Source organism: Ferrimonas pelagia (genome assembly GCF_039543565.1).
Lineage (GTDB): Bacteria > Pseudomonadota > Gammaproteobacteria > Enterobacterales > Shewanellaceae > Ferrimonas > Ferrimonas pelagia.
This window is the reverse complement of record NZ_BAABJZ010000003.1, coordinates 1-22,687: the sequence shown is the minus strand read 5'-3', so window position 1 is coordinate 22,687 and position 22,687 is coordinate 1. Positions and strand designations below refer to the sequence as shown.

Below are 22,687 nucleotides of genomic sequence, written 5' to 3'. Positions count from 1 at the left end.
CCCGCTTTTGCGGGGTTTTTTAATGCTTCTTTTTAAAAAACTGCGATTCGAGCAAGCGTTTGGTGTAGTCGTGTTGCGGTGTGGCGAACACGGTTTCGGTGTCTCCCTGCTCGACGATCTTGCCTTTCTTCATGACGACGACGCGATCGCTCATATGACGAACCAGGCCGAGATCGTGCGACATCAGGACATAGGAAAGCCCCATCTGGCGCTGCAATTGCAGCATCAGGTTGATGCACTGGGCCCGCAGTGACGTATCTAAGCCGCTGAAGGCTTCGTCGGCAATGACCACCTTGGGATCCAGCATCAGGGCGCGTGCGATGGCGATCCGCTGACGCTGACCGTGGGCCAGCATGTGGGGGTAGAAATCGGCGTGTTCGCGCAGTAAGCCTACCCGGATCAGGCCAACGGCAACCGCTTCCATGCGCTGCTCAGCGCTCATCTCGGTGTTAAACAGCAAGGGCTCTTCGAGCTGGGCGCCGATCCTCAGCCGCGGGTTTAACGAGGTGCTGGGATCTTGAAAGATCATGCGGATATCCTGACTGCGCCGGCGTCGGTCTTTGGTCAGCAACTCCTCGCCTTGCAATAAGATCTGGCCGCCGCTGCGGGGCTTGGCTCCGGCCAGCACCTGGGCCAGCGAGCTGCGTCCGGAGCCCGCTTCGCCAACGAAGGCCAGGGTCTCACCGGCGTACAGATCGAAGGAGATGGGGGCGAGCGCCTGTTTATAGGTTCGCTTGAACAGGGATTCGTGCTTGCGATAGTGTTTATGCAGCCCGCGGACCTGCAACACTGGGATCATGATGTCGTGTCCTTATCCGTCAGTGGAAAGTGGCAGCGGTAGGCGTGACCCGACTGACTGCGAATGGTTGGCGGTTTGACGCACTCGCGCCGAGCATAGGGGCAGCGTGGGCCGAGACGACAACCTACGGGCAGGTGTTGCAAAGGCGGCACCGCCCCACGCAGCGCCGGCAGATCGCTCTTGCTTGGCAGGCTCGATTGCATGGTCAGTGCACTTTGCAGCAGCGCCTGAGTATAGGGGTGCATGGGCTGAGTGCTGATCCGCTTGCTGCGGCCGGATTCCATCAGGTGGCCGCAATACAGCACCGTGACCTGATGAGACCATTGGGCAACCGATTCCAGATCATGACTGATGAACAAGATCGCCACGTTACCGAGCTTGTTCATCTTGTCGAGCAGGCGGAAGATCTTGGCTTGATCTGAGCTTTCCAGCCCGGTCGTGGGCTCATCGGCGATGATCAGTTTCGGTTTGTGGGACAGGGCCATCGCCAACATCACCTTGTGGGCCTCGCCTTCAGACAGCTCCCAAGGAAAGGCGCGCAGTAATGGCTTGTGCTCTTTTAGCCCGACCTTATGCAAGAGCTTGATTGCCAATGCCTGGCGCTTCTGTTTGCGCTGCCACCATGGCTCGGCGTCGAACCTGGGCATCGCTTCGAGCAATTGTGCGCCGATCCGGGCACCGGGATCGAGGCAAGATGCGGGCTCCTGGAAGATCATGGCGATCTCGTTGGCCATCAGCTCGCGCCGCTGGGCCGGGCTCATGGTGAGCATATTGTGGCCATTCCAGCTCAATCGATCGGCCTGGACATGGGTGCGGCGATCGGTGATCCCCAGGATCGCTTTCGCCAGCAAGCTTTTGCCTGAGCCGGATTCGCCGACCAGACCGTGGATCTCGCCTTCGCTGAGCTTAAGGCTAAACCGCTCCAGCGCTAAGTAGCGCCCGTGTGGCGTGTCCAGCTCGATGGTCAGGTTGCGGATATCCAATAACTGCATTATCCCCGCTCCTCAGCGATGGCCTGGCGCAGACCATCGCCCACAAGGTTAGTGGCTAAGACGCTGAATAAGATCGCCAAGCCGGGCATGGTGACCGTCCAAGGGGCACTGAGCACGTTATTGGTGCCCTCGCGCACCATCGAGCCCCATTCCGGCGACGGCGCCTGGGTGCCGAGAGACAAAAAGCCCAGCACCGCGATGTCGAGGATCGCAGTGGAAAACGCCAATGTGGTGTGAACCACCACCGGATCGGTGATATTGGGCCAGATCACGTAGCGCAGCAGTTGCCAACGGCTGGCCCCATCCAGCCGCGCCGCCATCACGTACTCCTTTTGCATCTCCTCATGGATGGCATTGTGAACCACGCGCACGAAGCCCGGCAGCAGCGCGAGGCCAACGGCCCAGAAGACATTGTGTGCCCCCGGGCCCAGCACCGCGGCAAACAACAGGGCTAACAGCAAGGAGGGCAGCGACAGCAAGGCATCGAGCAGGTGGCCCAGCACCGAAGATTGCAGGCCCTTACTGGCGCCGGACAAGGTGCCGATCACAAAGCCGAGGCACAGGGCGACCCAGACGATCAAGGCGGCGTAACCGAAGGTCAAATGTGCGCCGTGCAGCAGTCGGGACAGCAGATCCCGGCCTAACGCATCCGTACCGAGGAAGTAGTCGACGGAGCCGTCGGCAAACCAAGAGGGGGGCGCGAGCAGGTGCTCGGTGGCCTGCTGCTCGGCACTGAACGGGGCGATCAGCGGACCAAACAGTGATAGGAAGACCACCAGCAGCAATGCCCACAGGCCGACAACGGCGCTGGGTCGACTTTGGTAGTGTCGCCAGATCTGGTGCCATGGCGAGGGGATCTTATCCTCGTGGTACAGCGATGTATTAGCCATGGATCTCCTTGCGGTTGATCGGGTTGAGCAATGCCTGGGCGATCTCCAGCGCAATGGCTGTGACGATAATGCTCAGTGAGACCACCAGGATCCCACCGGTTAGCGAGGTGTGATCCCCTTGGTATTGAGCCGAGAGCAGCCAATTGCCGATCCCCGGCCAGGTGAAGATCATCTCGACCACAATCGCACCGGAGATCAACTGGCCCAGTTGCAGGCTGAGGGTCCGCAGCATGGGCGCCAGCGAATTAGGCAGGGCATGGTGGAGGATCAGGCTCCAATGGTGGACGCCCCGGGCGGTTAGCGCTCGAATGTAGTTTTTGTCCATTTCGGCCAGCATGGCCGCGCGAATGGTGCGGATCACTATGGTGCAAGGCAGTGTTGCCAAGGCCAAGGTGGGCAAGATCAGGTGGTTGACCGCATCCTGCAGCGCTGCCCCGCGCCAGCTGGCATCGGACAGGGGAATATCGATCAACAAGAAGCCGGTCACCTGTGGAATATCGTACAGCAGATTCAATCGGCCCGATGGCGGCAACAGATCCCACTCAAGACCAAAGGTGAGCATCAGCAGTAAGCCCAGCCAGAAGATCGGCACACTGAAGCCGAGCAGCGTGCCCGTCCAGAGGATCTTCGGCAAGGGGCCGCGGCGGCTTGCTGCCAGGATCCCCAATGGGATCCCGACAATGAGCGAGAGCAGGACGGCCAACACACTCAACTCGATGGTGGCGGGCAGCACCTGCATCAATTCTTGGCTGACCGGGATCCCGGACGCCTGCGACAAGCCGAAGTTACCGCTGAGGCGCTGACCCACAAAGGCCAAGTAACCTTGAATGTGGCCGTGCTCGAGCCGATAGGTCTCGGTCAGATCGGCACGTTGTTGCTCACTGGGGTGGGGGATCCCGCTGAGGGTGGTGAGCGGATCGCCCGGCATGTTCAGGCTGGCAAAGTAGAGCAGGCCTAATAACACCAAGGTGGTGAGGATCAACAGATTCAGCCGTCTAAGCAGGTAGGTCAGCATTTACGGCTCCTTGGACAACTGGGTGAAATCGACGCCGCCACTGGTATGCAGGATCGGCCCTTGCCATTTGCGTTGGCGGCCAAGCGTCCGGTTGGCGTGCGCCAGCGGCAGCAGCGGCAGTTGCTGTTGTAATTGATGCTCGAGCTGACTGTAGAGGCGGCGACGGGTGGCTTTGTCTTCGGTTGCCTTGGCTTGCGCCATCAGCGCATCAAATTGGGGATCACACCAGCGCGCCCGATTTGAGCCGGACAGCAGTGCATCGCAGCTCAGTAGCGGCGTGAAGAAGTTGTCCGGATCCAGATTGTCCGCCGCCCAGCCGATCAGAACGGAGTCGTATTCGGCATGTTCCAGCTTGCTGATAAAGCCGCCCCACTCGTAGCTGACGATGTTCAAACGTACGCCGATCTTGGCCAGATCTTGCTGCAGGATCTCCGCGGTTTTGATCGCGTTGGGGTTGTAGATCCGACTGACCGGCATGGCCCATACATTGAGCTCCAGCTCACTGTAACCGGCGCTATCGAGCAACTGGCGGGCCCGAAGGGGATCGTGCGGGAACTCCGGCAAATTGGGGTCGTACGCCCAGGAGATAGGCGGCAGTAGACCTTTGCTGCTCACTGCGGTGTTGTGGTAGACCGCGGTGAGGATCCGGCGTTTGTCGACCGCGAGGCTCAGCGCTTGGCGGACGCGGGGATCGTCCAGCGGGGGCTTTTGGGTATTAAAGGCCCAGAAGGCCACATTGAGTCCGGGGCGAGCGTCGATGGCGAGATCATCGTAACGTTGGATCACCGACAGTTCGCTGATCTGCGGCAGTGCGGCGACATCACAGTCACCGCCGATCAGTTTGATTACCCGGGTGGTACTGGAGGGCGTGATGTCAAACACCAGCTGATCCAACTCGACCCGAGGCCCCCAGTAGCCTTCATGGCGGGCGTAGCGAATGTGCCGGTTGCGCAGGAAATCCTTCAGGTAAAATGGACCTGTGCCAATGGGCTGACTGTCGAGTCGTTCCGGCTCGCCATGGCGTAACAGTTGCTCGCCATATTCGGCCGAGAGGATCGCCGCAAAGTCGGTGGCGATGTCGGCCAGAAAGCTGGCGCTGGGCTGGGCCAGGACAAAGCGGAGTTCGTGATCGGAGATCCGCTCGATGGCAAGCAGGTTTCGGTCTAAGCCGATCCCTTGGAAAAAGGGGTAGTGTCCGCCCGAAACCGAATGATAGGGATGGGTTGAGTCGATCACGCGATTGAAGCTAAACAGCACATCGTCAGCGTTCAGGTGGCGGCTGGGAACGAACCTATCGTTGTGATGAAAGCGTACATCTTGACGCAAGACGAAGCGATATTCGCGCTGATCCTCACTCACCAGCCAAGACAAGGCCAACTCGGGCTGCAGCTCGCCGGTGTTGGCGTCGATCCGCAGCAGGCGATTGTACAACTGCTTGGCGGTTGCATCGATGGCGGTGCCAGACGTGGTGAGCTGCGGATTGAAGGTTTCAGGGTTGCCTTCAGAGCAATAGACCAAGCCCGCGTCGTGGTGGATGTTATTGTCGCTGCAACCGGTTAACAGTCCGGCCAGCAGGACGGGGAGGAGCCAGGATCTCGCCATGATGATCTTTCACAACTTATTGATCGCAGTAGTCTAGCAGGGGCGAACAGGGGGCTCAATTGTCCTGAGCCGTCAGCAGGTCGTATTTCTTCAATATACCGCGCAGCTGGTGGTAGGTCAGCCCCAGCATTTCGGCGCTCTTTTTCTGGTTGTATTGGCTCTGCACCAGCGCCTGCTTGAGGATGCGGATCTCGTGATCCTGACAGCTTTGCTTATAGTCTAGCGGGAATTGGATCTCCTGCGGGATCGGCTCGACCGATGCCGGCTTACTAACGGGCGCAGGACTGGGGCGCTGATCTTCCGTGCGCACCTTTTGCTCGGGCCGCCAGGGGGATTCAAACGGGTCGACCACGATGTGATGGACCGGCAGTTGTGCGTTGTTATGGCGATAGACGCTGCGCTCAACCACGTTTTTCAGTTCACGCACGTTGCCTGGCCAGTGATAGCCCATCAGGGTTTGCTTCGCCCGCTCAGTGAAGCCGGAAAACAGCTCCAACTCCAGTTGCCGTGTCATCTGCAGGGCGAAGCTCTCGGCCAGCAACATGATGTCCTCCGGCCGTGAGCGCAGCGGCGGCAGGGTGATCACATCGAACGCCAAACGATCAAGCAGATCGGCGCGGAATTCTCCTTGAGCGGCTAGGCGGGGCAGATCTTCGTTGGTGGCGCAGATCAGGCGGGCGTCGGAGCGGATGGTGCGATTGCCGCCGACGCGCTCAAATTCCCCATATTCGATCACTCGCAGTAGCTTTTCCTGGATAAGACCTGAGGTGTTGGCCAGCTCATCGAGAAACAGGGTGCCTTTGTCGGCGCGTTCAAACCGGCCTTCGTGGCGCTTGCCGGCACCGGTGAAGGCGCCAGATTCATGGCCAAACAGCTCACTTTCCAGTAGGTTTTCATTCAGGGCGGCGCAGTTCAGCTTGATATAGGGCTGTTCCCAACGGCGTGACAGAAAGTGCAGACGCTCAGCAATGAGCTCCTTGCCAGTGCCACGTTCACCGATGATCAGTACGGGTTTACTCAGGGGCGCGACCTTAGAGACATGGTCGAGTACTTGGTGAAAAGCCGCGGACTGGCCGATAAGATTGTCCGTTTGGCGAGCTGATGGCATCTGGCTTCCTGTGTGGTGAGATTGGCTAACTGTTGGCGCTTTCCATAATAGAAAGGGACGAGCCAAAAAGAAACAATATTGTTAACCATCATAATAAACAATAGCTTATGTGGTTTTTGCCGAGTTGGCACGGGATCTGTATTCCTATGACTCGAGGGCAACAAAAATCATGAGGAATCGATTATGGGTATTTTTACGCGCTTTGCAGACATAGTGAACTCCAACTTAAGTGCTTTGTTGGATAAGGCTGAAGATCCGGAAAAGATGGTTCGGCTGATCATCCAGGAGATGGAAGACACCCTGGTTGAAGTACGCTCGACCTCTGCCAAGATCTTAGCTGAGAAGAAAGAGGCGATCCGCCGGGTAGAGCGGGCACAGCATCAGGTAAATGAGTGGCAATCCAAAGCCGAATTGGCTTTGTCGAAAGGCCGTGAGGATCTGGCCCGCGCTGCCTTGATTGAGAAGCAGAAGGCGTCGGATCTGGTGGATGCGCTTAAAGACGAGCTGATCGTGGTTGAGCAGCAGATCGAGCGGTTGAAAGAGGAGATCACCCAACTGCAAGAGAAGCTCAATGACGCGCGTGCCCGTCAGAAGACGATTGTGATGCGTAAACAAGCGGCCAGCTCCCGCTTGGATGTGAAACGTCAGCTGGATACCTCTAAGATCGATGAGGCGATGAGTCGGTTTGACCAATACGAGCGTCGAGTCGAGGGGATCGAATCCGAGGTGGAAGCCTATGAGCTGAGCCAGCCGCGCAGCCTGGAGGACGAATTTGCCGCACTGGAAGCGGAAGATCGGGTGAACGACGAGCTGGAGGCCATGAAAAAGAAGATGGCCAAGAAGAAATCTTAAGAACGACGCGATAAGGAGTTACGCATGGACGAGCTGATCGGATTACTGGTTGCGCCGATTATCATTTTTCTGGTGATAGTCGCGCCCATTTGGCTGATCTTGCATTACCGCAGTAAGAAGCAGATCAGTCAGGGGTTGACCGATGAAGAGTACCAACAACTGAACGACTTGCTGCATCGGGCCGATAAGATGGCCGGCCGTATCGACAGCTTGGAGCGGATCCTCGACGCGGAGTCCCCAGAATGGCGGAGGAAACATGGCCATGAATGATCAATCCCCCCCCCTGTATCGGATCCCAGAGCAAGGCAAGATCGCCGGGGTGTGTGCCGGACTGGCGGAGCGTTTTAGTCTCGAAGTGTGGCTGGTTCGGATCGTTGCGCTGTCGGCTTTGCTTCTGACCGGGATCTTTAGCTTTGTTCTGCTGATGTATGTGGTCGGCTGGGTTCTGCTGGATAAGAAACCGCGTGAGGAGCCGATGCACCGGCCGGATGTGAAGTCTAAGGTCTGGCAAGCCGGTGAATCCCCCCGCAATGCGTTTCGTGATGTGAATAGCCGCTTTCGCTCGCTGGAGCTGCGTTTGCAGCAGATGGAACGCCATGTCACCTCCGACGCATACAGCTTGCGCCGTGAGATCGATAATCTGAAATAAGCCCTTATTGCGGGAGCCGTCAGGCTTCCGCTATTTTATATGGATGCATTCAAAACACAGCTACGCGGCTTAGGCCGCCATGCCCAGCAACTGGCCTATCGCAGTCTGGATCAACACCTGCGGGTGGGGATCACCGGACTGTCCGGTGCGGGCAAAACCGCTTTTCTAACCTCTTTGGTGCACCAATTGCTGCACGCGCAAGAGACGCATTTGCCGATGTGGCAGGCGCTGCATGAGGGGCGTTTGTTGGGGGTTCAGCGTCAACATCAGCCGGATCTGACCCTGCTGCCCTTCGACTATGAGGGGGCCATCGACGGTTTGTGTCAGTCACCGCCGAGCTGGCCACCGTCGACTCGCGGCCTGTCTGAGATCCGCTTGGCGCTGCGATTTGTCCCTGCCCGGGGGCTCAAACGTCAGTTGACCGATCATCTCACCCTGTATCTGGATCTGGTGGATTATCCCGGCGAGTGGCTGTTGGATCTGCCGATGCTGTCGCAGGACTTTGCCCAGTGGAGCGCGCAGCAGTGGCGGATGTTGACCAGTGAGCCCTGGGACCGTCACGCGGCGCCTTGGCGGGCCAGACTGGATGCGGTGTGCGATGACAGTGTGGATGAGATCGCACAGGGGTATGCGGCGTTGCTGTCACAATTGCGCTCCGAACTCGCTGCCACTTATCTGCAACCGGGACGGGCGTTGCTGCCAGGGGAGTTGGCGGGGACGCCGATCCTGGCATTTTTCCCCTTGCCGCCAGAGCGTTTTGAGCGATCGGACGATCCCTTGCGTGATCTGTTGGCGGCCCGTTATGACGCGTATTGCCAGCAGGTGGTGAAACCCTTCTATCGCCAGCACTTTGCCCGATTTGATCGCCAGGTGGTGTTGCTGGATACCTTAGGCGCGCTGGATCAGGGTCATGCCCAGATCGATCAGATGGCACAGTCGATCCAGGCCATCATGCAAAGCTTCCATTACGGGCCGGGCTCACTGTTGCGTCGCTTGTTTCGGCCTCAGATCGACAAACTGTTGTTTGTCGCCGGTAAGGCCGATCACATCACGGTGGATCAACACCCCAACCTGCTGGCATTAACCGATAGCCTGATGGGGGAGAGCGGACGGCGTGCGCGCTTTTCCGGAGGACGGGTCGAAACCATGGTGCTGAGTGCTATCTGCGCCAGTCAGCAGGGCCAGATCGATCAGGGCAGTGGGGTGGTGCCGGTGATCCGCGGGCTTGATCCACAGCATCAACCCACGACCCGCTTTCCCGGTGAGGTGCCAAAACGGCTACCCAGTGCCGGTTTTTGGCAGCAGCAGGGCTTTGATTTCGCGACGTTGGCGCCGCCACGGTTGGAACGACCACAGTCGGCGCTGCCGCACATGCGGATGGATCATCTGATCGAGTGGATGTTGGGAGATAAGATGCGATGAGCAGATTGAAACCGGCACAACAGTTTGATGAGTCCGATGAGGCGAAGGTGGCGCCGGAGGCGGTAGCGCCGGCGCAAGAGATCGACGAGACCCTGTGGCAGGACGCACAGACGGCCGCCTCGGAACGTCCGATACGGCGTGTCCACGGTCGCTTGGCCCGGCTGGTGATGCTGGCTTTTGGCTTGCTGGTGCTGGCCGAAGCGGGCTGGACGCTGTGGCAGGCTTGGCAGCGCAGTCCGGTGTTGTTTGGTCTTTACAGCGTGGCGCTGGGAGGCGGGGTGTGGCTGCTGTTGCGTTTATGTCTGCGCGAGTGGCGTCGATTACGCCAGCTGAAACGGGCAGGGGAGCAGCGCCAGTGTGGGCAGAGGATCCTCGACAGTGCCCAGCGGGGCGAAGCACCGGCCTTTGTCGCCGCCCTTAGTCAGCGCTTGCCTGAAGCCCATCAGGCCAACTATCAACGGTGGCAGCAGCGCTGTCAGCCTCATCACAGTGACGGGGAGCTGTTGCTGCTGTATGAGCGCACGGTGCTGTCTGAGCAAGATCGGGCGGCGCAGCAGTGCATCTACCGGTTTGCGGCGCAGGCCAGTTTGTTGCTGGCAGCCAGCCCAATGGCGACGCTGGATATGGCGCTGATGCTGTGGCGCAATCAGGCCATGCTGGATGAAGTGGCGCGGATCTACGGGATCGAGCCCGGCTATCTGAGCCGTGTTCGTTTGGTGCGGGGGATCCTGGTCAATCTGTTGTATGCCGGCGGCAGTGAGCTGGCGGTGGATCTGGGCACACAGATGCTGTCGACGGAGCTGACAGGCAAGTTGTCAGCTCGGATCGCCCAAGGACTCGGAGCGGGACTGCTGACCGCTCGGCTCGGCTTTGCCGCCTGTGCCGAATGTCGCCCGTTGCCGTATCAAAGCGGCGCCAGGCCGTCATTGCTGGCCGTGCAGGGCAAGCTCTTGGCGGAGTTGACCCGGGTCTCGGCGGATGCACTGCGCCAGGCGCGGCAATATCAACAGCGTAACGATGAATTTACAATATAAGATGCATTAATCCCACGAGTGATTTCTTCCTGTTGCGGTTGTCTGAATTAAGGTAGGGCAATGCTTTTGGCACAGCACAAAGTGATAAATCGACGTGCCAGCGACGGATCTAGGGAGAAATTCATGGTTGCGAAGATGCATCCAAATACGTGTGTAATCCATGGGGGACACCGGCGCGATCCCACTGCCAGCTTGGTTACGCCATTATGGCAATCGGCTACGTTCGCCTTTCCGGACTGTCAGACCGGGGGGGCGCGGTTTGCCGGAGAGCGCTCTGGCCCGATCTACACTCGACTCGGTAATCCAACGACCGATGAGTTCGAGCGACGGATGGCGCTGCTGGAGGGCGCGGAGGACGCTGTGGCCTTTGCCAGCGGTATGGCTGCGGTGTCCGCCGTGCTGTTGACCTTGTTGCAGCAAGGCGATCACCTGTTGGTGGCGCGGGGCTTGTATGGTTGCAGCCACTCTTTGGTAACGGAGCAGTTGCCCCGATTTGGCATCGAGTTCACTGAGGTGGACTTTTCCCAGTTGGATCAGGTTGTTGAGGCGATCCGGCCCAACACCCGATTGGTTTTGCTGGAAACCCCGGTCAATCCTCATTTACAGGTGTTTGATCTGGATCGCATCGCCTTGCTGGCTCGGCAGCATGAGCTGCTTAGCGTGGTCGACAACACCTTTATGACGCCCTTGCTGCAACGGCCGCTGAGCCACGGTATTGATGTGGTGCTCCACAGTGCGACCAAATACCTCAATGGCCATGGCGATGTGATCGCCGGGGTGGTCTGCGGTCAGGCGGAGTTGATGGCGCGATTGCGTGGGGAGATCCGCAAGGACTTCGGTGCCGTGCTCTCGCCGCACGATGCGTGGTTGATCCTACGCGGCTTGAAGACCCTGGCGGTTCGGTTGGAGCGACATTGTGCCAATGCCCTGGCGGTGGCGCAGTTTCTGCAAGCGCACCCAGGCGTGGAGCGGGTGTTCTACCCTGGGCTGGCTGGCCACGCGGGCTCGGAGTTGATCGGCCAGCAGATGGCCGCTGGCGGTGGTGTGGTGGCGCTGGAGCTGAAAGGGGATTATGCCGATGCCTTGGCGTTTGCCGACGGACTCAAGTTATTCACGCTTGCCGTCAGTCTGGGTGACGCCGAGTCACTGGTACAACATCCGGCGTCGATGACGCACAGTCCGTATGAGCCGGAGGCGAGGCGGCGGGCCGGGATCAGCGATACCCTGGTGCGCTTGGCGATCGGGCTGGAGCATGTCGATGATCTGCTCGCCGATCTGGCTCAGGCATTGGAGCCGAACCGGGTGTCGAGCGGGGCTCCACCCGCCGGGGAGGTACGATGAAACAGTCGCGATACACGGCACGTCAACCGGACTCGAATGGGCGGATCCTCTACCCCGAAGGCGAAGATAGGATCTGGGCGGATCTCATTGCTCGTCAGCGTCAATGTATTGCGGGCAAAGCCTGCGATGAGTACATGGCCGGATTGGCGGCACTGGCGTTGCCCAACGAACGGATCCCACAGCTGCACGAGGTGGATGAGGTGCTGCTAGACAGCACCGGCTGGCGCACGGCCCAGGTGCCGGCCCTGATCTCATTCGAACGCTTCTTTCAATTGCTGGCGGATAAGCAATTTCCGGTTGCCACCTTCATCCGCAGTCGGGAGGAGTTTGATTATCTACAAGAGCCGGACATCTTTCATGAGATCTTCGGCCATTGTCCGCTATTAACCAACCCCGCCTTCGCGCACTTCACCCACACCTACGGCAAGCTGGGGCTGGCGGCCCATCCCAATGAGCGCAGCTACCTGGCGCGACTCTACTGGTTTACCGTCGAATTTGGCTTGGTGCGGGCCGAGCAGCAATTGAAGATCTACGGCGGTGGGATCCTATCGAGCCCGGGGGAAACTCAATACGCGATCTCGGCTGAGCCGGAGATCCGGCCGATGAATGTGGTGGAGGCGATGCGCACTCCGTATCGCATCGACATTATGCAGCCGATCTATTATGTGCTGGATGAGATCGATCAGCTGTATGAGCTGGCCGATCAGGATCTGATGCAGTGTGTGGCGCAGGCACAACGACTGGGGCTGTTTGAACCGACGTTTCCCCCCAAACAACAAGTAAGCTAAAGGAATAGATCATGAGCGAATTATCGACATTGAAGTGCGAGGCCTGTCAGGCCGGTGCCCCTCAGATCGAGGAGCAGGAGTTGGCGCAACTGATGCGTGAGCTGCCCGACTGGGCGGTGCCGGTGCGAGCCGGTGTGATGCAGTTGGAACGTGTGTATACGTTTAAGAACTTTAAGCTGGCTTGGGCCTTTGCCAATCAGGTTGCCGAGCTGGCGGAGGCGGAGTTTCACCACCCGGGGATCTTATTGGAATGGGGCAAGGTGACGGTCACCTGGTGGACCCACGCCATCGGGGGGCTGCATAAGAATGATCTGATCATGGCCGCCAAGACGGACGCGTTGTTCTCCTGAGCAGGAGCCGTCGCTGGCGACCTACCTGTAAACAGCCCACCGGACAAGGTGGGTTTTTTGTCACTAAGGACTATAACGTACAGGTTCTTTTACAGTATTATCGGCACAACCGTTCCCACAAATGCACATATAACAACAGGAAGGGCTGATGCGCTTACGAGTCAGTTGTCAAGATCGCATAGGATTAGCGCGTGAGATCCTTGAAGTGCTTGAGAAGCACGAGATAAATATCAATGCCATCGATGCGGCCAGCGAAGGGTTTGTGTATCTGCAGATCCCCGCTCCCACGTTCGAGCAGCTCCAAGAGTTGATGCCGATGTTGCGGCGGATCCCGAACGTTACCGATGTCCGCACCGTGCCTTATATGCCCTCAGAGCGAGAGCATTATGCCATGGAGGCGTTGCTGCGGGCCTTACCCGATCCGATCTTCTCGTTGGATCTGAAAGCCAACTTCTCGATGGTCAACGATTCGACGCTGGCGGTGTTTGGCGCTGCTGCTGAGGCGGTGTTGGAGCAACCGGCGGCAAACTTTATTCAGGGCTTTTCGTTTGTCCGTTGGCTGGGCTGTGAGGACGTGTTGCCACAGGCGACGACAGTGACGATCAGCGGCAACCAGTATTTGGCGGAGATCTTACCTATCTATCTGCCCGATGAAGAGGGCACTAAGATCTTGGCCGGTGCTATGGTTCAGCTCAAGTCACCGGCACGGGTTGGTAAGCAGTTTAATGCCTTAAGGGAGCAACGCTCCGGTTTTGATACCTTGATCGCTGACAGTGAGCGGATGGCGGCGCTGATCTTTGAGGCGCAGCGTATGGCGCAATTGGAGGCTCCCTTGTTGATCCTAGGGGAAACCGGTACGGGCAAAGAGCAATTGGCTCGTGCCTGTCACGAAGCCAGCCTGCGCCAGGACAAGGCCTTTGTGGTGATCAACTGTGCGTCGCTGCCGGATGAGGTGGCGGAGAGCGAGCTGTTTGGTTTGGCGTCGAGCCCCGGAGAAGTGGTTAAGCGCGGGGTGATCGAGCAAGCAAATGGCGGGACGGTGTTTTTGGACGAGGTGGCGGACATGTCGCCTCAACTGCAGGTGAAATTGCTGCGCTTGATCCAAGATGGTTGTTTCCGCCGGGTGGGCGACGATACCGAGATCACGGTGGATCTGCGCATTGTCTGTGCCAGTCAGAAGGATCTGTCTGAGTTGTGTCAGAAAGGGGCCTTTCGCGAGGATCTCTACTACCGGATCAATGTGCTGAACCTGCAATTGCCGCCGCTGCGTGAGCGCAAAGCGGACATCATTCCTTTGGCGGAGTTGTTCTTAGAGCACTATAGCGAGCAGCTGGGCAGTCCTTTGCGACAGTTGTCGGCGGCGTGTCGGGACTTTATTCGTAATTACGCGTGGCCGGGCAACGTTCGCCAGTTAAAGAACGCCATCTTCCGCGCGGTGTCGATGGCTGACGAGCGGGGGGAGTTGACCCCGGAGCAGCTGCGTTTGCCTGCCTGGAGTGAGAACTTTGGTTATTTCGATCAGGAGTTTGAAGGCACCCTGGATGAGGCGGTGAAGCAGTTTGAGTCCAGTTTATTGCGCCGACTGTATCCGGCTTACCCTTCGACACGACAGTTGGCCAGAAAGCTTGGGGTTTCCCATACGGCGATCGCCAATAAGCTGCGTGAGTATCGGATCGGAAAACAGCGAAGTACTAAATAAGTTGTTGTTACTTTGAAGTAAATGTCACGCTGTAAAGTCAGTATGACATTTGCTTTGTTTCGCGACCTGCCCGCGGATCCCATTCGGCGCTTCCTTCCCGTACCAGCAATGAGGTAAACAGGTTGTTACAGCATTGGCGTCGTGAACGCGGTAAAGGGAGAACAACACAGTGACATCAGCGAACAGCAACCCCGATTGGAACCCATTGGCGACGGATGGCTTTGAGTTCGTCGAATATACAGCGCCAGATCCGGCCGGGATCGAGGCCCTTAAGCAGTTATTTGCTCAGCTCGGGTTTGCCGAGATCGCCCGTCATCGCAGTAAACAAGCCTGGTTGTTCCGTCAGGGCGATATTAACTTCATCGTCAACGCGCAGCCGCATTCTCAGGCTGAGGCGTTTGCACGTGATCATGGGCCCAGCGTGTGTGGCATGGCTTGGCGAGTGAAGGATGCGGGTAAGGCATTGGCTTACGCGGTGGAGCAAGGCGCGGAGCCGTTTGAAGGTAATATTGGACCGATGGAGCTGAAGATCCCGGCGGTCAATGGGATCGGCGGCTCAACCCTGTATTTTGTCGATCGTTATGGTGAGCACTCCATCTACGACGTCGATTTTGTGTTCCATGATGATTATCAACAGCGCCTGGCCCAGATCGACAGCGGTCTGTTTGAGATCGACCATCTCACCCACAATGTCTATCAAGGCAACATGGACAAATGGGCCGGATTCTATGAGCGGATCGGCAACTTCCGTGAGATCCGCTATTTTGACATCGAAGGGAAGAAGACCGGTTTGATCAGCCGTGCGATGACCGGCCCCTGTGGCAAGATCCGCATTCCCATCAACGAGTCGTCGGACGACAAGAGCCAGATCGAGGAATACCTCAAGGCTTATAAGGGCGAAGGGATCCAACATATCGCGCTAAGCACCAATGACATCTACGCCACGGTTCGCTCGCTGCGGGCTGGGGGAATGGATTTCATGCCGACGCCGGAGAGCTATTACGACAAGGTGGGCGAACGTGTTGCAGGGCATACCGAGGATCTGGACGCCATGCGTGAACTGCGGATCCTGATCGACGGTGCGCCCATGAAAGATGGGATCCTGTTGCAGATCTTCACCCAGACGGTCATAGGGCCGGTGTTCTTTGAGATCATTCAGCGTAAGGGCAATGAAGGCTTCGGTGAAGGAAATTTCAAAGCACTGTTTGAGTCCATTGAAGAAGATCAGATCCGGCGCGGAGTGATCTGATCGCCGAGAGATGAACCAATAAAGGGGCTTTTGGCCCTTTTTTATTCTTTTCAGGAAAGCTGTGAACGGCGCCGAGCGTCCAATAATCCATTGCAATCTAATGCATTTAGGGTCGGGGCGGCTATATTTTCTCAACAGAAAGAGTCTCGAGCTGGGAAAGTGAACGCGATGCTAAAACTTTACGGTTATTGGTGCTCCAGTGCGGCCTATCGAGTTCGGATCGCATGCCATCACAAGCGGCTTGCGTTTGAAAGTAAAGCGGTCAACCTGGCGCTGGATGGTGGCGAGCAACACTTACCGGGCTATGGTGTCCTAAGTCCGGCAGCGCTGATCCCGACCCTGGTGGACGGTGATCTTATCCTTAATCAGTCGCTGGCGATCATTGAGTACCTTGATGAAGCTTACCCCGACAACCCCTTGCTCCCCGACCACCCGACGGATCGGGCTCAGGTGCGGTCGATGGCAATGCAGATCGCCTGTGATTGTCATCCGCTGAACAGCCAGCGTGTCATGAAGTATCTGAGCCAGAAGCTGAAGCAAAATGAGGCACAGCAGCGCGATTGGTATTGCCACTGGGTCAAGCGAACCTTTGATGGACTGGAAGCTCAGCTAGAACGTACCGCCGCTACCTATTGCTTTGGCGATCAATTGACCTTGGTGGATGTGTGCGTGATCCCGGAGTATGAGACGGCTCAACAGTGTGGCGTGGATCTGAGCCAATATGAGCGCCTTGCAGGGATCGTTGCGCGTTGTCGAAAGCTGGATTGTTTTAGTTTGGCGGCGCCGCAAAGTCAGCCGGATGCGCTTCAGGGGCGTTGAAAAATTCATCAAGTCGAGTCATATCCGCCTATACTTGCTAACTTTCCTGGCGCAAGAGGTGAATTCAACCAATGTCTATAAAAAACAGGTTCTTAATCAACGCCGGCCTCACGTCTGCTCACTAAATATCGGCGACGAACCGAATTGACTGCATATAAATGCATCCGTGGAAGTTTGTTATTCCCCTCGCTGATGGTTAGTATCGCCCGCCTTTGCTTGTGGACCAGTGTGCTTCCTGATGGAAGTGCGATGCATTGAGAAGGTGCTCGGTATGGAATTGTCTTTACGTGAAACCGTATTAGCTGCGGTCGTGGTGTTACTGATCGGTCGGCTGTTGAACAGCCAGATCGGCGTTTTGCGCCGTTATAACATTCCTCAGCCAGTGACCGGTGGGATCGCCGCCTCGCTGCTCTCTTTACTTGCCCATCAGTTATGGGGCTTTGACGTCCAGTTTGATATGTCTCTGCGGGATGTGCTGTTGCTGGCGTTCTTTACCTCGGTGGGCTTGTCTGCGCGCTTGGACATGCTGACCAAGGGGGGACGACCCCTGTTGGTGCTGATGTTTATCTGTGTCGCCGGGGTTGTGCTGCAAAACGTCACCGGTTTGGTCATGGCAATGGCGACCGGCTTGCCGACGGTCAATGGCTTGCTGCTAGGCTCGGTGTCCTTGTTTGGCGGTCACGGCACGTCGGTGGCTTGGTCATCGGTGTTTGAAGAGCAGGTGGGGATCAGCAATGCGCTCGAGATCGGGATCGGCAGCGCCACCATGGGACTGATCCTTGGCGGCCTCGTCGGTGGCCCGTTAGCGCAAAAGTTGATTGAGAAGCACAAACTCAAAGCGGGCGAGCCGGTGATCCAATCCAGTGGAGACCGACGCTCGGGTCGGCAGATCGACAGTCAGGGCATGTTTGTCGTGCTGATGTATCTGTCTGCCGGGATGATCCTTGGTACCCATGTGGCGCAATGGGGGACACAACACGGCGTGAATATCCCGGAATTTTTGGCTTGTATGCTGTCGGGGTTGGTGCTGACCAATATATTGCCGCGTCTACTGCCCAAGTTGGAAGCGCCCACTGAGGGTCAGTCGCTGTCGCTGATGAGCGAAATGACGCTGGGTCTGTTTTTGGCGATGTCACTTATGGGCATGCAATTATGGACCTTGGTGGATCTGGCTTTGCCGATGCTGGTGACGGTGGTGGTGCAGGTCACTATGATGGTCTTGCTGGTGGTCTTTGTGATGTTTCCTATGTTGGGGAAAAGCTACGACAGTGCCGTGATCTCGGCGGGCTATCTGGGCATGGGTCTTGGTGCTCTGCCAAACGCGATGGCCAATATGAACGCCGTCACTGCGCGATACGGTGCGGCACCTTTGGCTTTTATGGTGATCCCGCTGGCGAACGCTTTCTTCGTTGATATCTCCAACGCGGTGATCCTGCAATTGCTATTAAACTTCTTTATGCCATAGATGGAAGCAGGGCAGCTCTATGGGCTGCCCTGTTTACTTTGGATGGTCTCAGTCGCTCTGCTCAAGCAAGAAGTCGAGGAAGGTACGGTCTGCTTGGGTCAAGGCGCGGCCACTTTTCCAGCCAACGTGCAGATCTAAGAACATGGGCTCTTTGAACTTAAGTGCTTTGATCTCGGGATCGCCCTCAACCACCATGTCCAGCACCGTGGTGATGGCAAAGCCTTGACGAACAATACTGCGGATCAATTCGATGAGGTTGGTCTCAAAGGCGATGTCGGGTGTAAACCCACGAGCTTGAGCCAACTCGTTGACCAGCTCCCGGTGATAGTATCCGGGTTTGAACATGACCAGCTCATGCTGGAAAAACTCATCCCACTCGATGGTGTCTTGTTGCGCAAGTGGGTGCTCCAAGCCAACGGCTGCGATCATTTCTGGTCGTGTTAAAGGCAGGGTATCTAGGCCCATCTGCTCGCCGGGATCGATAATAATACCGATATCCACTTCATCACGCTCAAGCATGCCCCGGATCTCGTTGGTGCCCGCTTCGCAAAGCGACAGCTTGAGATCTGGGTAGCGGTGGTGAAACGCCATCAATAGGGCCGGGAAGTAGTAGGAGCCGATCATGCCGGGCAGGGCGATACGAACCTCTCCCCGGTCCAGATCTCGCAGGCGTGCCATGGCTTGTGTGGCTTGTTCAACCCGCTGCAGGATGGCTTGCGCGTGGGGAAGCAGCTCTTGCCCCTCGGCGGTCAATTGGACTCGCTTATCTTGGCGGTGTAGCAGGACCAGGCCGAGATCGTTCTCCAGTTTTTTTATTGCGGTGCTGACAGCGGGCTGAGCGACCCCCAGTACCTTGGCTGCACGCGTGAAACTGGCGTGTTCGGCGACCATGACGAAGTTACGTAACTGACGGAGATCCATAAGGGGTTGAGTCATCTAAAAAAGAACGGCGGGTGCCTTTACTATGCCAGCTTCTCAAAATGACTCAAGTGATGGTTTGGCTATGAGTTCATCGACGTAAAGTGCTTTGTTCTGCCGGCTCCCGCATCTGCTGGGATATTTGCCCATTATCTCACCTTATTCCTTCAAAGCTGCTGCGCATTGTCGTTGGCGCAGTGGAACCTGCCTCTAATGCTTGGGCCGGCCATTGAGCCGATCTTGTGACCCAGTCTTGAAGGCACCGCTCACAACACTACTTCTCGTGCAATCGTCCTAATACGTCGTCGCTTGGGATCAGATCTAAGTGACCATCGCTGTCGAAATACCAGCCACGAATGTAGCCCAATGACTGCATCTTTTTAAAGTCTGCGATCACCTGGCGTGCCTCGCACTCCGCTCTGGCTTGGTCGTAGCCGTGGATCTGCTTGAGGTAGCGAGCGATGCTCTCGACAGGGGCGGATTGGCTGATATTAGTGGGCATGGTCGGCTCCGGATCTGCAAGACACAATACCTAGCGTAGAACAAGGCCTGCGTATTGTACGAGCTAAGGCGGATAGCCTTTGGTGGTGGCGGCGATGGCTGCTAAACTAGCCTGCTTAAATGGCCGTCGGCCAACTCCTCAAGCTTTTGTATATCGAGAAGGATATGACCGTAAAAACCCGTTTCGCCCCAAGCCCGACCGGCTTTCTGCACGTCGGCGGCGCCCGTACCGCTTTGTACTCGTGGCTGCACGCCCGTAATCAAGGCGGTGAGTTCGTTCTGCGGATCGAAGATACCGATCTGGAGCGTTCCAGCCAGGAAGCTATTGATGCCATCATGGAAGGTATGGAGTGGTTGGGTCTGAACTGGGAAGAGGGCCCGTACTTCCAGACGCAGCGGTTTGATCGATATAACCAACTGATCGATCAGTTACTGCAAGAGGGTAAGGCTTATAAGTGCTACTGCTCAAAAGAGCGCGTTGATGCCTTGCGTGAACAGCAGATGGCCAATGGCGAAAAAGCTCGATATGACGGACACTGCCGTGACGGTCAAGCTGCGGCTGCCGAAGATGCGCCTTTCGTCGTGCGCTTCCGCAACCCGGCCGAAGGGACCGTGGTGTTTGACGACCATGTGCGTGGTCGCATCGAGATCGACAACAGCGAATTGGATGATCTGATCATCCGACGCACTGACGGCTCGCCGACCTACAACTTCTGTGTCGTGGTCGATGATTGGGACATGGGGATCACCCAGGTGGTTCGTGGTGAAGACCACATCAACAATACTCCGCGTCAGATCAACATCTATCAAGCACTGGGCGCACCGGTGCCAGAGTTTGCCCATGTATCGATGATCCTGGGTGATGATGGTGCCAAGCTGTCCAAGCGCCATGGCGCCGTGAGCGTGATGCAATACCGTGACGATGGTTTCCTGCCAGAAGCGCTGTTGAATTACCTGGTTCGCTTGGGTTGGTCTCATGGTGATCAGGAGATCTTCTCCCGTGAAGAGATGGTTGAGCTGTTTACCCTGAAAGCCATCAATAAGTCAGCTTCTGCCTTCAATACGGAAAAGCTGCTGTGGCTGAACCAGCATTACATGAAGAGCATGCCGGTTGATTACGTCGCTGAGCAGTTGGCATGGCATTTCAATGATCAGGGTATCGATGTCAGCCAGGGCCCTGCCTTGGTCGAGCTGGTGCCTGTGATGGCAGAACGATGCAACACCTTGAAAGAGCTCGCAGCCAGCAGCCGTTACTATTACGAAGACTTCGCCGAGTTCGATGCTGCGGCAGCTAAGAAGCACCTGCGTCCAGTTGCTCAGGCGCCACTGCAGCTGGTGGCCGATAAGCTGGCGGCGTTAACCCAGTGGAACGCAGAAGCGATCCACACCTGCATTCAGGAGACAGCTGCTGAGCTGGAGCTTGGAATGGGTAAGGTTGGCATGCCATTGCGCGTTGCTGCAACCGGAGCCGGGCAGTCTCCAAGCCTGGATCTGACCTTATTGTTGATTGGGCAGGCGCGTTCTGTCGAAAGGATCAACAAGGCGGTTGAATTTGTAGCAAACAGAGCCAATTCGTAAAAAACGCTATTGACTCATTAGGGGGGGCTCCCTAAAATGCGCCTCGCACTGAAGGGGACGCCCCCTGAAAAAGCAAACGAGTTGGGGCTATAGCTCAGCTGGGAGAGCGCTTGCATGGCATGCAAGAGGTCCGCGGTTCGATCCCGCGTAGCTCCACCAACTCTTAACATCGGAGTGTAAACGATGGTCCGGGGTCCCCTTCGTCTAGAGGCCTAGGACACCGCCCTTTCACGGCGGTAACAGGGGTTCGAATCCCCTAGGGGACGCCACTTATTTTATGTGGTGCATCTACATCGGATGCGCAACATTGGCGACATGCTCGATTCATCGGAATTGCAGCGTGAAGCACACAAAGATTTGGGCGATTAGCTCAGTTGGGAGAGCACCTGCCTTACAAGCAGGGGGTCACTGGTTCAAGCCCAGTATCGCCCACCAAGTCTTTGGGGCTATAGCTCAGCTGGGAGAGCGCTTGCATGGCATGCAAGAGGTCCACGGTTCGATCCCGTGTAGCTCCACCAATCTCGTAAGAGACACTCTTTTCATCGGAGTCAAAACGATGGTCCGGGGTCCCCTTCGTCTAGAGGCCTAGGACACCGCCCTTTCACGGCGGTAACAGGGGTTCGAATCCCCTAGGGGACGCCACTTATTTTATGTGGTGCATCCACATTGGATGCGCAACATTGGCGTCACGCTCGATTCATCGGAATTGCAGCGTGAAGCACACAAAGATTTGGGCGATTAGCTCAGTTGGGAGAGCACCTGCCTTACAAGCAGGGGGTCACTGGTTCAAGCCCAGTATCGCCCACCATATTTCTCTGCAAAGAGAGCGTCGTGTTGTTGGACGTTAAACAGCAGTCCGGGGTCCCCTTCGTCTAGAGGCCTAGGACACCGCCCTTTCACGGCGGTAACAGGGGTTCGAATCCCCTAGGGGACGCCACTTATTTTATGTGGTGCATTCATATTGGATGCGCAGCATTGGCGTCACGCTCGATTCATCGGAATTGCAGCGTGAAGCACACAAAGATTTGGGCGATTAGCTCAGTTGGGAGAGCACCTGCCTTACAAGCAGGGGGTCACTGGTTCAAGCCCAGTATCGCCCACCAAGTCTTTGGGGCTATAGCTCAGCTGGGAGAGCGCTTGCATGGCATGCAAGAGGTCCACGGTTCGATCCCGTGTAGCTCCACCAACTCTTAACATCGGAGTCTAAACGATGGTCCGGGGTCCCCTTCGTCTAGAGGCCTAGGACACCGCCCTTTCACGGCGGTAACAGGGGTTCGAATCCCCTAGGGGACGCCACTTATTTTATGTGGTGCATCCGCATCGGATGCGCAACATTGGCGACATGCTCGATTCATCGGAATTGCAGCGTGAAGCACACAAAGATTTGGGCGATTAGCTCAGTTGGGAGAGCACCTGCCTTACAAGCAGGGGGTCACTGGTTCAAGCCCAGTATCGCCCACCAAGTCTTTTACTCTTTTCATCGGAGTTTAAACGATGGTCCGGGGTCCCCTTCGTCTAGAGGCCTAGGACACCGCCCTTTCACGGCGGTAACAGGGGTTCGAATCCCCTAGGGGACGCCACTTATTCTGACGTTTTGCGATAGCGAGATGTTCAGG

21 protein-coding genes and 12 tRNA genes are annotated in these 22,687 nt (G+C 57.0%); 25 read left to right on the top strand and 8 right to left on the bottom strand.

What is annotated here, in order from left to right; translation table 11 throughout:
• Positions 1 to 19: 19 nt before the first annotated feature.
• Genes ABEA08_RS00615 through pspF form a run of 6 tightly spaced genes read right to left on the bottom strand, consistent with a single transcriptional unit; the run spans position 20 to position 6,406 of the window.
• Positions 20 to 802, bottom strand: coding sequence for an ATP-binding cassette domain-containing protein (locus tag ABEA08_RS00615; RefSeq protein ID WP_425557307.1), 783 nt, complete (start codon positions 800 to 802; stop codon positions 20 to 22).
• On the bottom strand, positions 796 to 1,791 hold the full coding sequence (locus ABEA08_RS00610; RefSeq protein WP_345332180.1) for an oligopeptide/dipeptide ABC transporter ATP-binding protein: 996 nt from the start codon (positions 1,789 to 1,791) through the stop codon (positions 796 to 798). Before ABEA08_RS00610 ends, ABEA08_RS00615 begins: the two co-directional genes overlap by 7 nt.
• Entirely contained in the window at positions 1,791 to 2,681 is an 891-nt protein-coding gene (locus ABEA08_RS00605; RefSeq protein ID WP_345332179.1) for an ABC transporter permease subunit, read from the bottom strand. The genes ABEA08_RS00610 and ABEA08_RS00605 overlap by 1 nt, the downstream gene beginning before the upstream one ends.
• Positions 2,674 to 3,696 carry an ABC transporter permease subunit gene (locus ABEA08_RS00600; protein WP_345332177.1) on the bottom strand — a complete coding sequence of 341 codons (1,023 nt, stop codon included), beginning with the start codon at positions 3,694 to 3,696 and terminating at the stop codon, positions 2,674 to 2,676. The genes ABEA08_RS00605 and ABEA08_RS00600 overlap by 8 nt, the downstream gene beginning before the upstream one ends.
• Positions 3,697 to 5,298, bottom strand: a complete 1,602-nt coding sequence (locus tag ABEA08_RS00595) for an ABC transporter substrate-binding protein (protein ID WP_345332176.1) — start codon at positions 5,296 to 5,298, stop codon at positions 3,697 to 3,699.
• A gap of 55 nt (positions 5,299 to 5,353) precedes the next feature.
• Positions 5,354 to 6,406, bottom strand: a complete 1,053-nt coding sequence (gene pspF / locus ABEA08_RS00590; protein ID WP_345332175.1) for a phage shock protein operon transcriptional activator — start codon at positions 6,404 to 6,406, stop codon at positions 5,354 to 5,356.
• Between the two features lie 183 nt (positions 6,407 to 6,589).
• Between pspF and pspA the strand changes: the two genes are divergently transcribed.
• The 12 genes from pspA to gltS all read left to right on the top strand — a co-directional run bounded on the left by pspA (position 6,590) and on the right by gltS (position 18,074).
• On the top strand, positions 6,590 to 7,258 hold the full coding sequence (gene pspA, locus ABEA08_RS00585; RefSeq protein ID WP_345332173.1) for a phage shock protein PspA: 669 nt from the start codon (positions 6,590 to 6,592) through the stop codon (positions 7,256 to 7,258).
• 24 nt (positions 7,259 to 7,282) lie between these two features.
• Positions 7,283 to 7,528, top strand: coding sequence for an envelope stress response membrane protein PspB (pspB, locus tag ABEA08_RS00580; protein WP_345332172.1), 246 nt, complete (start codon positions 7,283 to 7,285; stop codon positions 7,526 to 7,528).
• Entirely contained in the window at positions 7,521 to 7,907 is a 387-nt protein-coding gene (gene pspC, locus ABEA08_RS00575; RefSeq protein ID WP_345332170.1) for an envelope stress response membrane protein PspC, read from the top strand. The genes pspB and pspC overlap by 8 nt, the downstream gene beginning before the upstream one ends.
• Before the next feature lie 39 nt (positions 7,908 to 7,946).
• Positions 7,947 to 9,329: a YcjX family GTP-binding protein gene (locus tag ABEA08_RS00570; protein WP_345332168.1), complete on the top strand. Its 1,383-nt coding sequence runs from the start codon at positions 7,947 to 7,949 to the stop codon at positions 9,327 to 9,329.
• Positions 9,326 to 10,363: a TIGR01620 family protein gene (locus ABEA08_RS00565; protein ID WP_345332166.1), complete on the top strand. Its 1,038-nt coding sequence runs from the start codon at positions 9,326 to 9,328 to the stop codon at positions 10,361 to 10,363. Before ABEA08_RS00570 ends, ABEA08_RS00565 begins: the two co-directional genes overlap by 4 nt.
• A 123-nt stretch (positions 10,364 to 10,486) precedes the next feature.
• Entirely contained in the window at positions 10,487 to 11,704 is a 1,218-nt protein-coding gene (locus tag ABEA08_RS00560; protein ID WP_345332164.1) for a trans-sulfuration enzyme family protein, read from the top strand.
• Entirely contained in the window at positions 11,701 to 12,492 is a 792-nt protein-coding gene (gene phhA, locus ABEA08_RS00555) for a phenylalanine 4-monooxygenase (RefSeq protein ID WP_345332162.1), read from the top strand. Before ABEA08_RS00560 ends, phhA begins: the two co-directional genes overlap by 4 nt.
• A gap of 11 nt (positions 12,493 to 12,503) precedes the next feature.
• Positions 12,504 to 12,842: a 4a-hydroxytetrahydrobiopterin dehydratase gene (locus tag ABEA08_RS00550; protein WP_345332160.1), complete on the top strand. Its 339-nt coding sequence runs from the start codon at positions 12,504 to 12,506 to the stop codon at positions 12,840 to 12,842.
• Between the two features lie 148 nt (positions 12,843 to 12,990).
• Positions 12,991 to 14,541, top strand: a complete 1,551-nt coding sequence (gene tyrR / locus ABEA08_RS00545) for a transcriptional regulator TyrR (RefSeq protein ID WP_345332158.1) — start codon at positions 12,991 to 12,993, stop codon at positions 14,539 to 14,541.
• A gap of 169 nt (positions 14,542 to 14,710) precedes the next feature.
• On the top strand, positions 14,711 to 15,790 hold the full coding sequence (gene hppD, locus ABEA08_RS00540) for a 4-hydroxyphenylpyruvate dioxygenase (protein ID WP_345332156.1): 1,080 nt from the start codon (positions 14,711 to 14,713) through the stop codon (positions 15,788 to 15,790).
• 168 nt (positions 15,791 to 15,958) lie between these two features.
• Complete coding sequence (maiA, locus tag ABEA08_RS00535; RefSeq protein WP_345332154.1) at positions 15,959 to 16,609, top strand: maleylacetoacetate isomerase; 651 nt, start codon at positions 15,959 to 15,961, stop codon at positions 16,607 to 16,609.
• Positions 16,610 to 16,880: 271 nt separating this feature from the next.
• Positions 16,881 to 18,074, top strand: a complete 1,194-nt coding sequence (gene gltS, locus ABEA08_RS00530) for a sodium/glutamate symporter (protein WP_345332153.1) — start codon at positions 16,881 to 16,883, stop codon at positions 18,072 to 18,074.
• 48 nt (positions 18,075 to 18,122) lie between these two features.
• Here gltS and ABEA08_RS00525 read toward each other — a convergent pair whose 3' ends face one another.
• Together ABEA08_RS00525 and ABEA08_RS00520 are read right to left on the bottom strand one after the other, a co-directional pair.
• A complete protein-coding gene (locus ABEA08_RS00525; protein WP_345332439.1) occupies positions 18,123 to 18,995 on the bottom strand; it encodes a LysR family transcriptional regulator in 873 nt (290 codons plus the stop codon).
• A 271-nt stretch (positions 18,996 to 19,266) separates the two neighbouring features.
• Positions 19,267 to 19,494 (bottom strand): hypothetical protein, encoded by a 228-nt coding sequence (locus ABEA08_RS00520; RefSeq protein WP_345332151.1) that lies wholly within the window; start codon positions 19,492 to 19,494, stop codon positions 19,267 to 19,269.
• A 164-nt stretch (positions 19,495 to 19,658) separates the two neighbouring features.
• On the opposite strand from ABEA08_RS00520, the gene gltX reads away from it, so the two are divergent.
• The 13 genes from gltX to ABEA08_RS00455 all read left to right on the top strand — a co-directional run bounded on the left by gltX (position 19,659) and on the right by ABEA08_RS00455 (position 22,651).
• Positions 19,659 to 21,071: a glutamate--tRNA ligase gene (gene gltX / locus ABEA08_RS00515; RefSeq protein ID WP_345332149.1), complete on the top strand. Its 1,413-nt coding sequence runs from the start codon at positions 19,659 to 19,661 to the stop codon at positions 21,069 to 21,071.
• An 83-nt stretch (positions 21,072 to 21,154) separates the two neighbouring features.
• Positions 21,155 to 21,230: transfer RNA gene (locus ABEA08_RS00510), tRNA-Ala, on the top strand.
• 34 nt (positions 21,231 to 21,264) lie between these two features.
• Positions 21,265 to 21,340, top strand: a tRNA-Glu gene (locus ABEA08_RS00505).
• 90 nt (positions 21,341 to 21,430) lie between these two features.
• A tRNA-Val gene (locus tag ABEA08_RS00500) sits at positions 21,431 to 21,506 on the top strand.
• 7 nt (positions 21,507 to 21,513) lie between these two features.
• A tRNA-Ala gene (locus ABEA08_RS00495) sits at positions 21,514 to 21,589 on the top strand.
• A gap of 48 nt (positions 21,590 to 21,637) precedes the next feature.
• Positions 21,638 to 21,713: transfer RNA gene (locus tag ABEA08_RS00490), tRNA-Glu, on the top strand.
• Between the two features lie 90 nt (positions 21,714 to 21,803).
• Positions 21,804 to 21,879, top strand: a tRNA-Val gene (locus ABEA08_RS00485).
• 53 nt (positions 21,880 to 21,932) lie between these two features.
• A tRNA-Glu gene (locus tag ABEA08_RS00480) sits at positions 21,933 to 22,008 on the top strand.
• Between the two features lie 90 nt (positions 22,009 to 22,098).
• A tRNA-Val gene (locus ABEA08_RS00475) sits at positions 22,099 to 22,174 on the top strand.
• 7 nt (positions 22,175 to 22,181) lie between these two features.
• A tRNA-Ala gene (locus ABEA08_RS00470) sits at positions 22,182 to 22,257 on the top strand.
• 34 nt (positions 22,258 to 22,291) lie between these two features.
• Positions 22,292 to 22,367: transfer RNA gene (locus ABEA08_RS00465), tRNA-Glu, on the top strand.
• 90 nt (positions 22,368 to 22,457) lie between these two features.
• Positions 22,458 to 22,533 (top strand) — tRNA-Val (locus tag ABEA08_RS00460).
• A 42-nt stretch (positions 22,534 to 22,575) separates the two neighbouring features.
• Positions 22,576 to 22,651: transfer RNA gene (locus ABEA08_RS00455), tRNA-Glu, on the top strand.
• Positions 22,652 to 22,687: the final 36 nt, after the last annotated feature.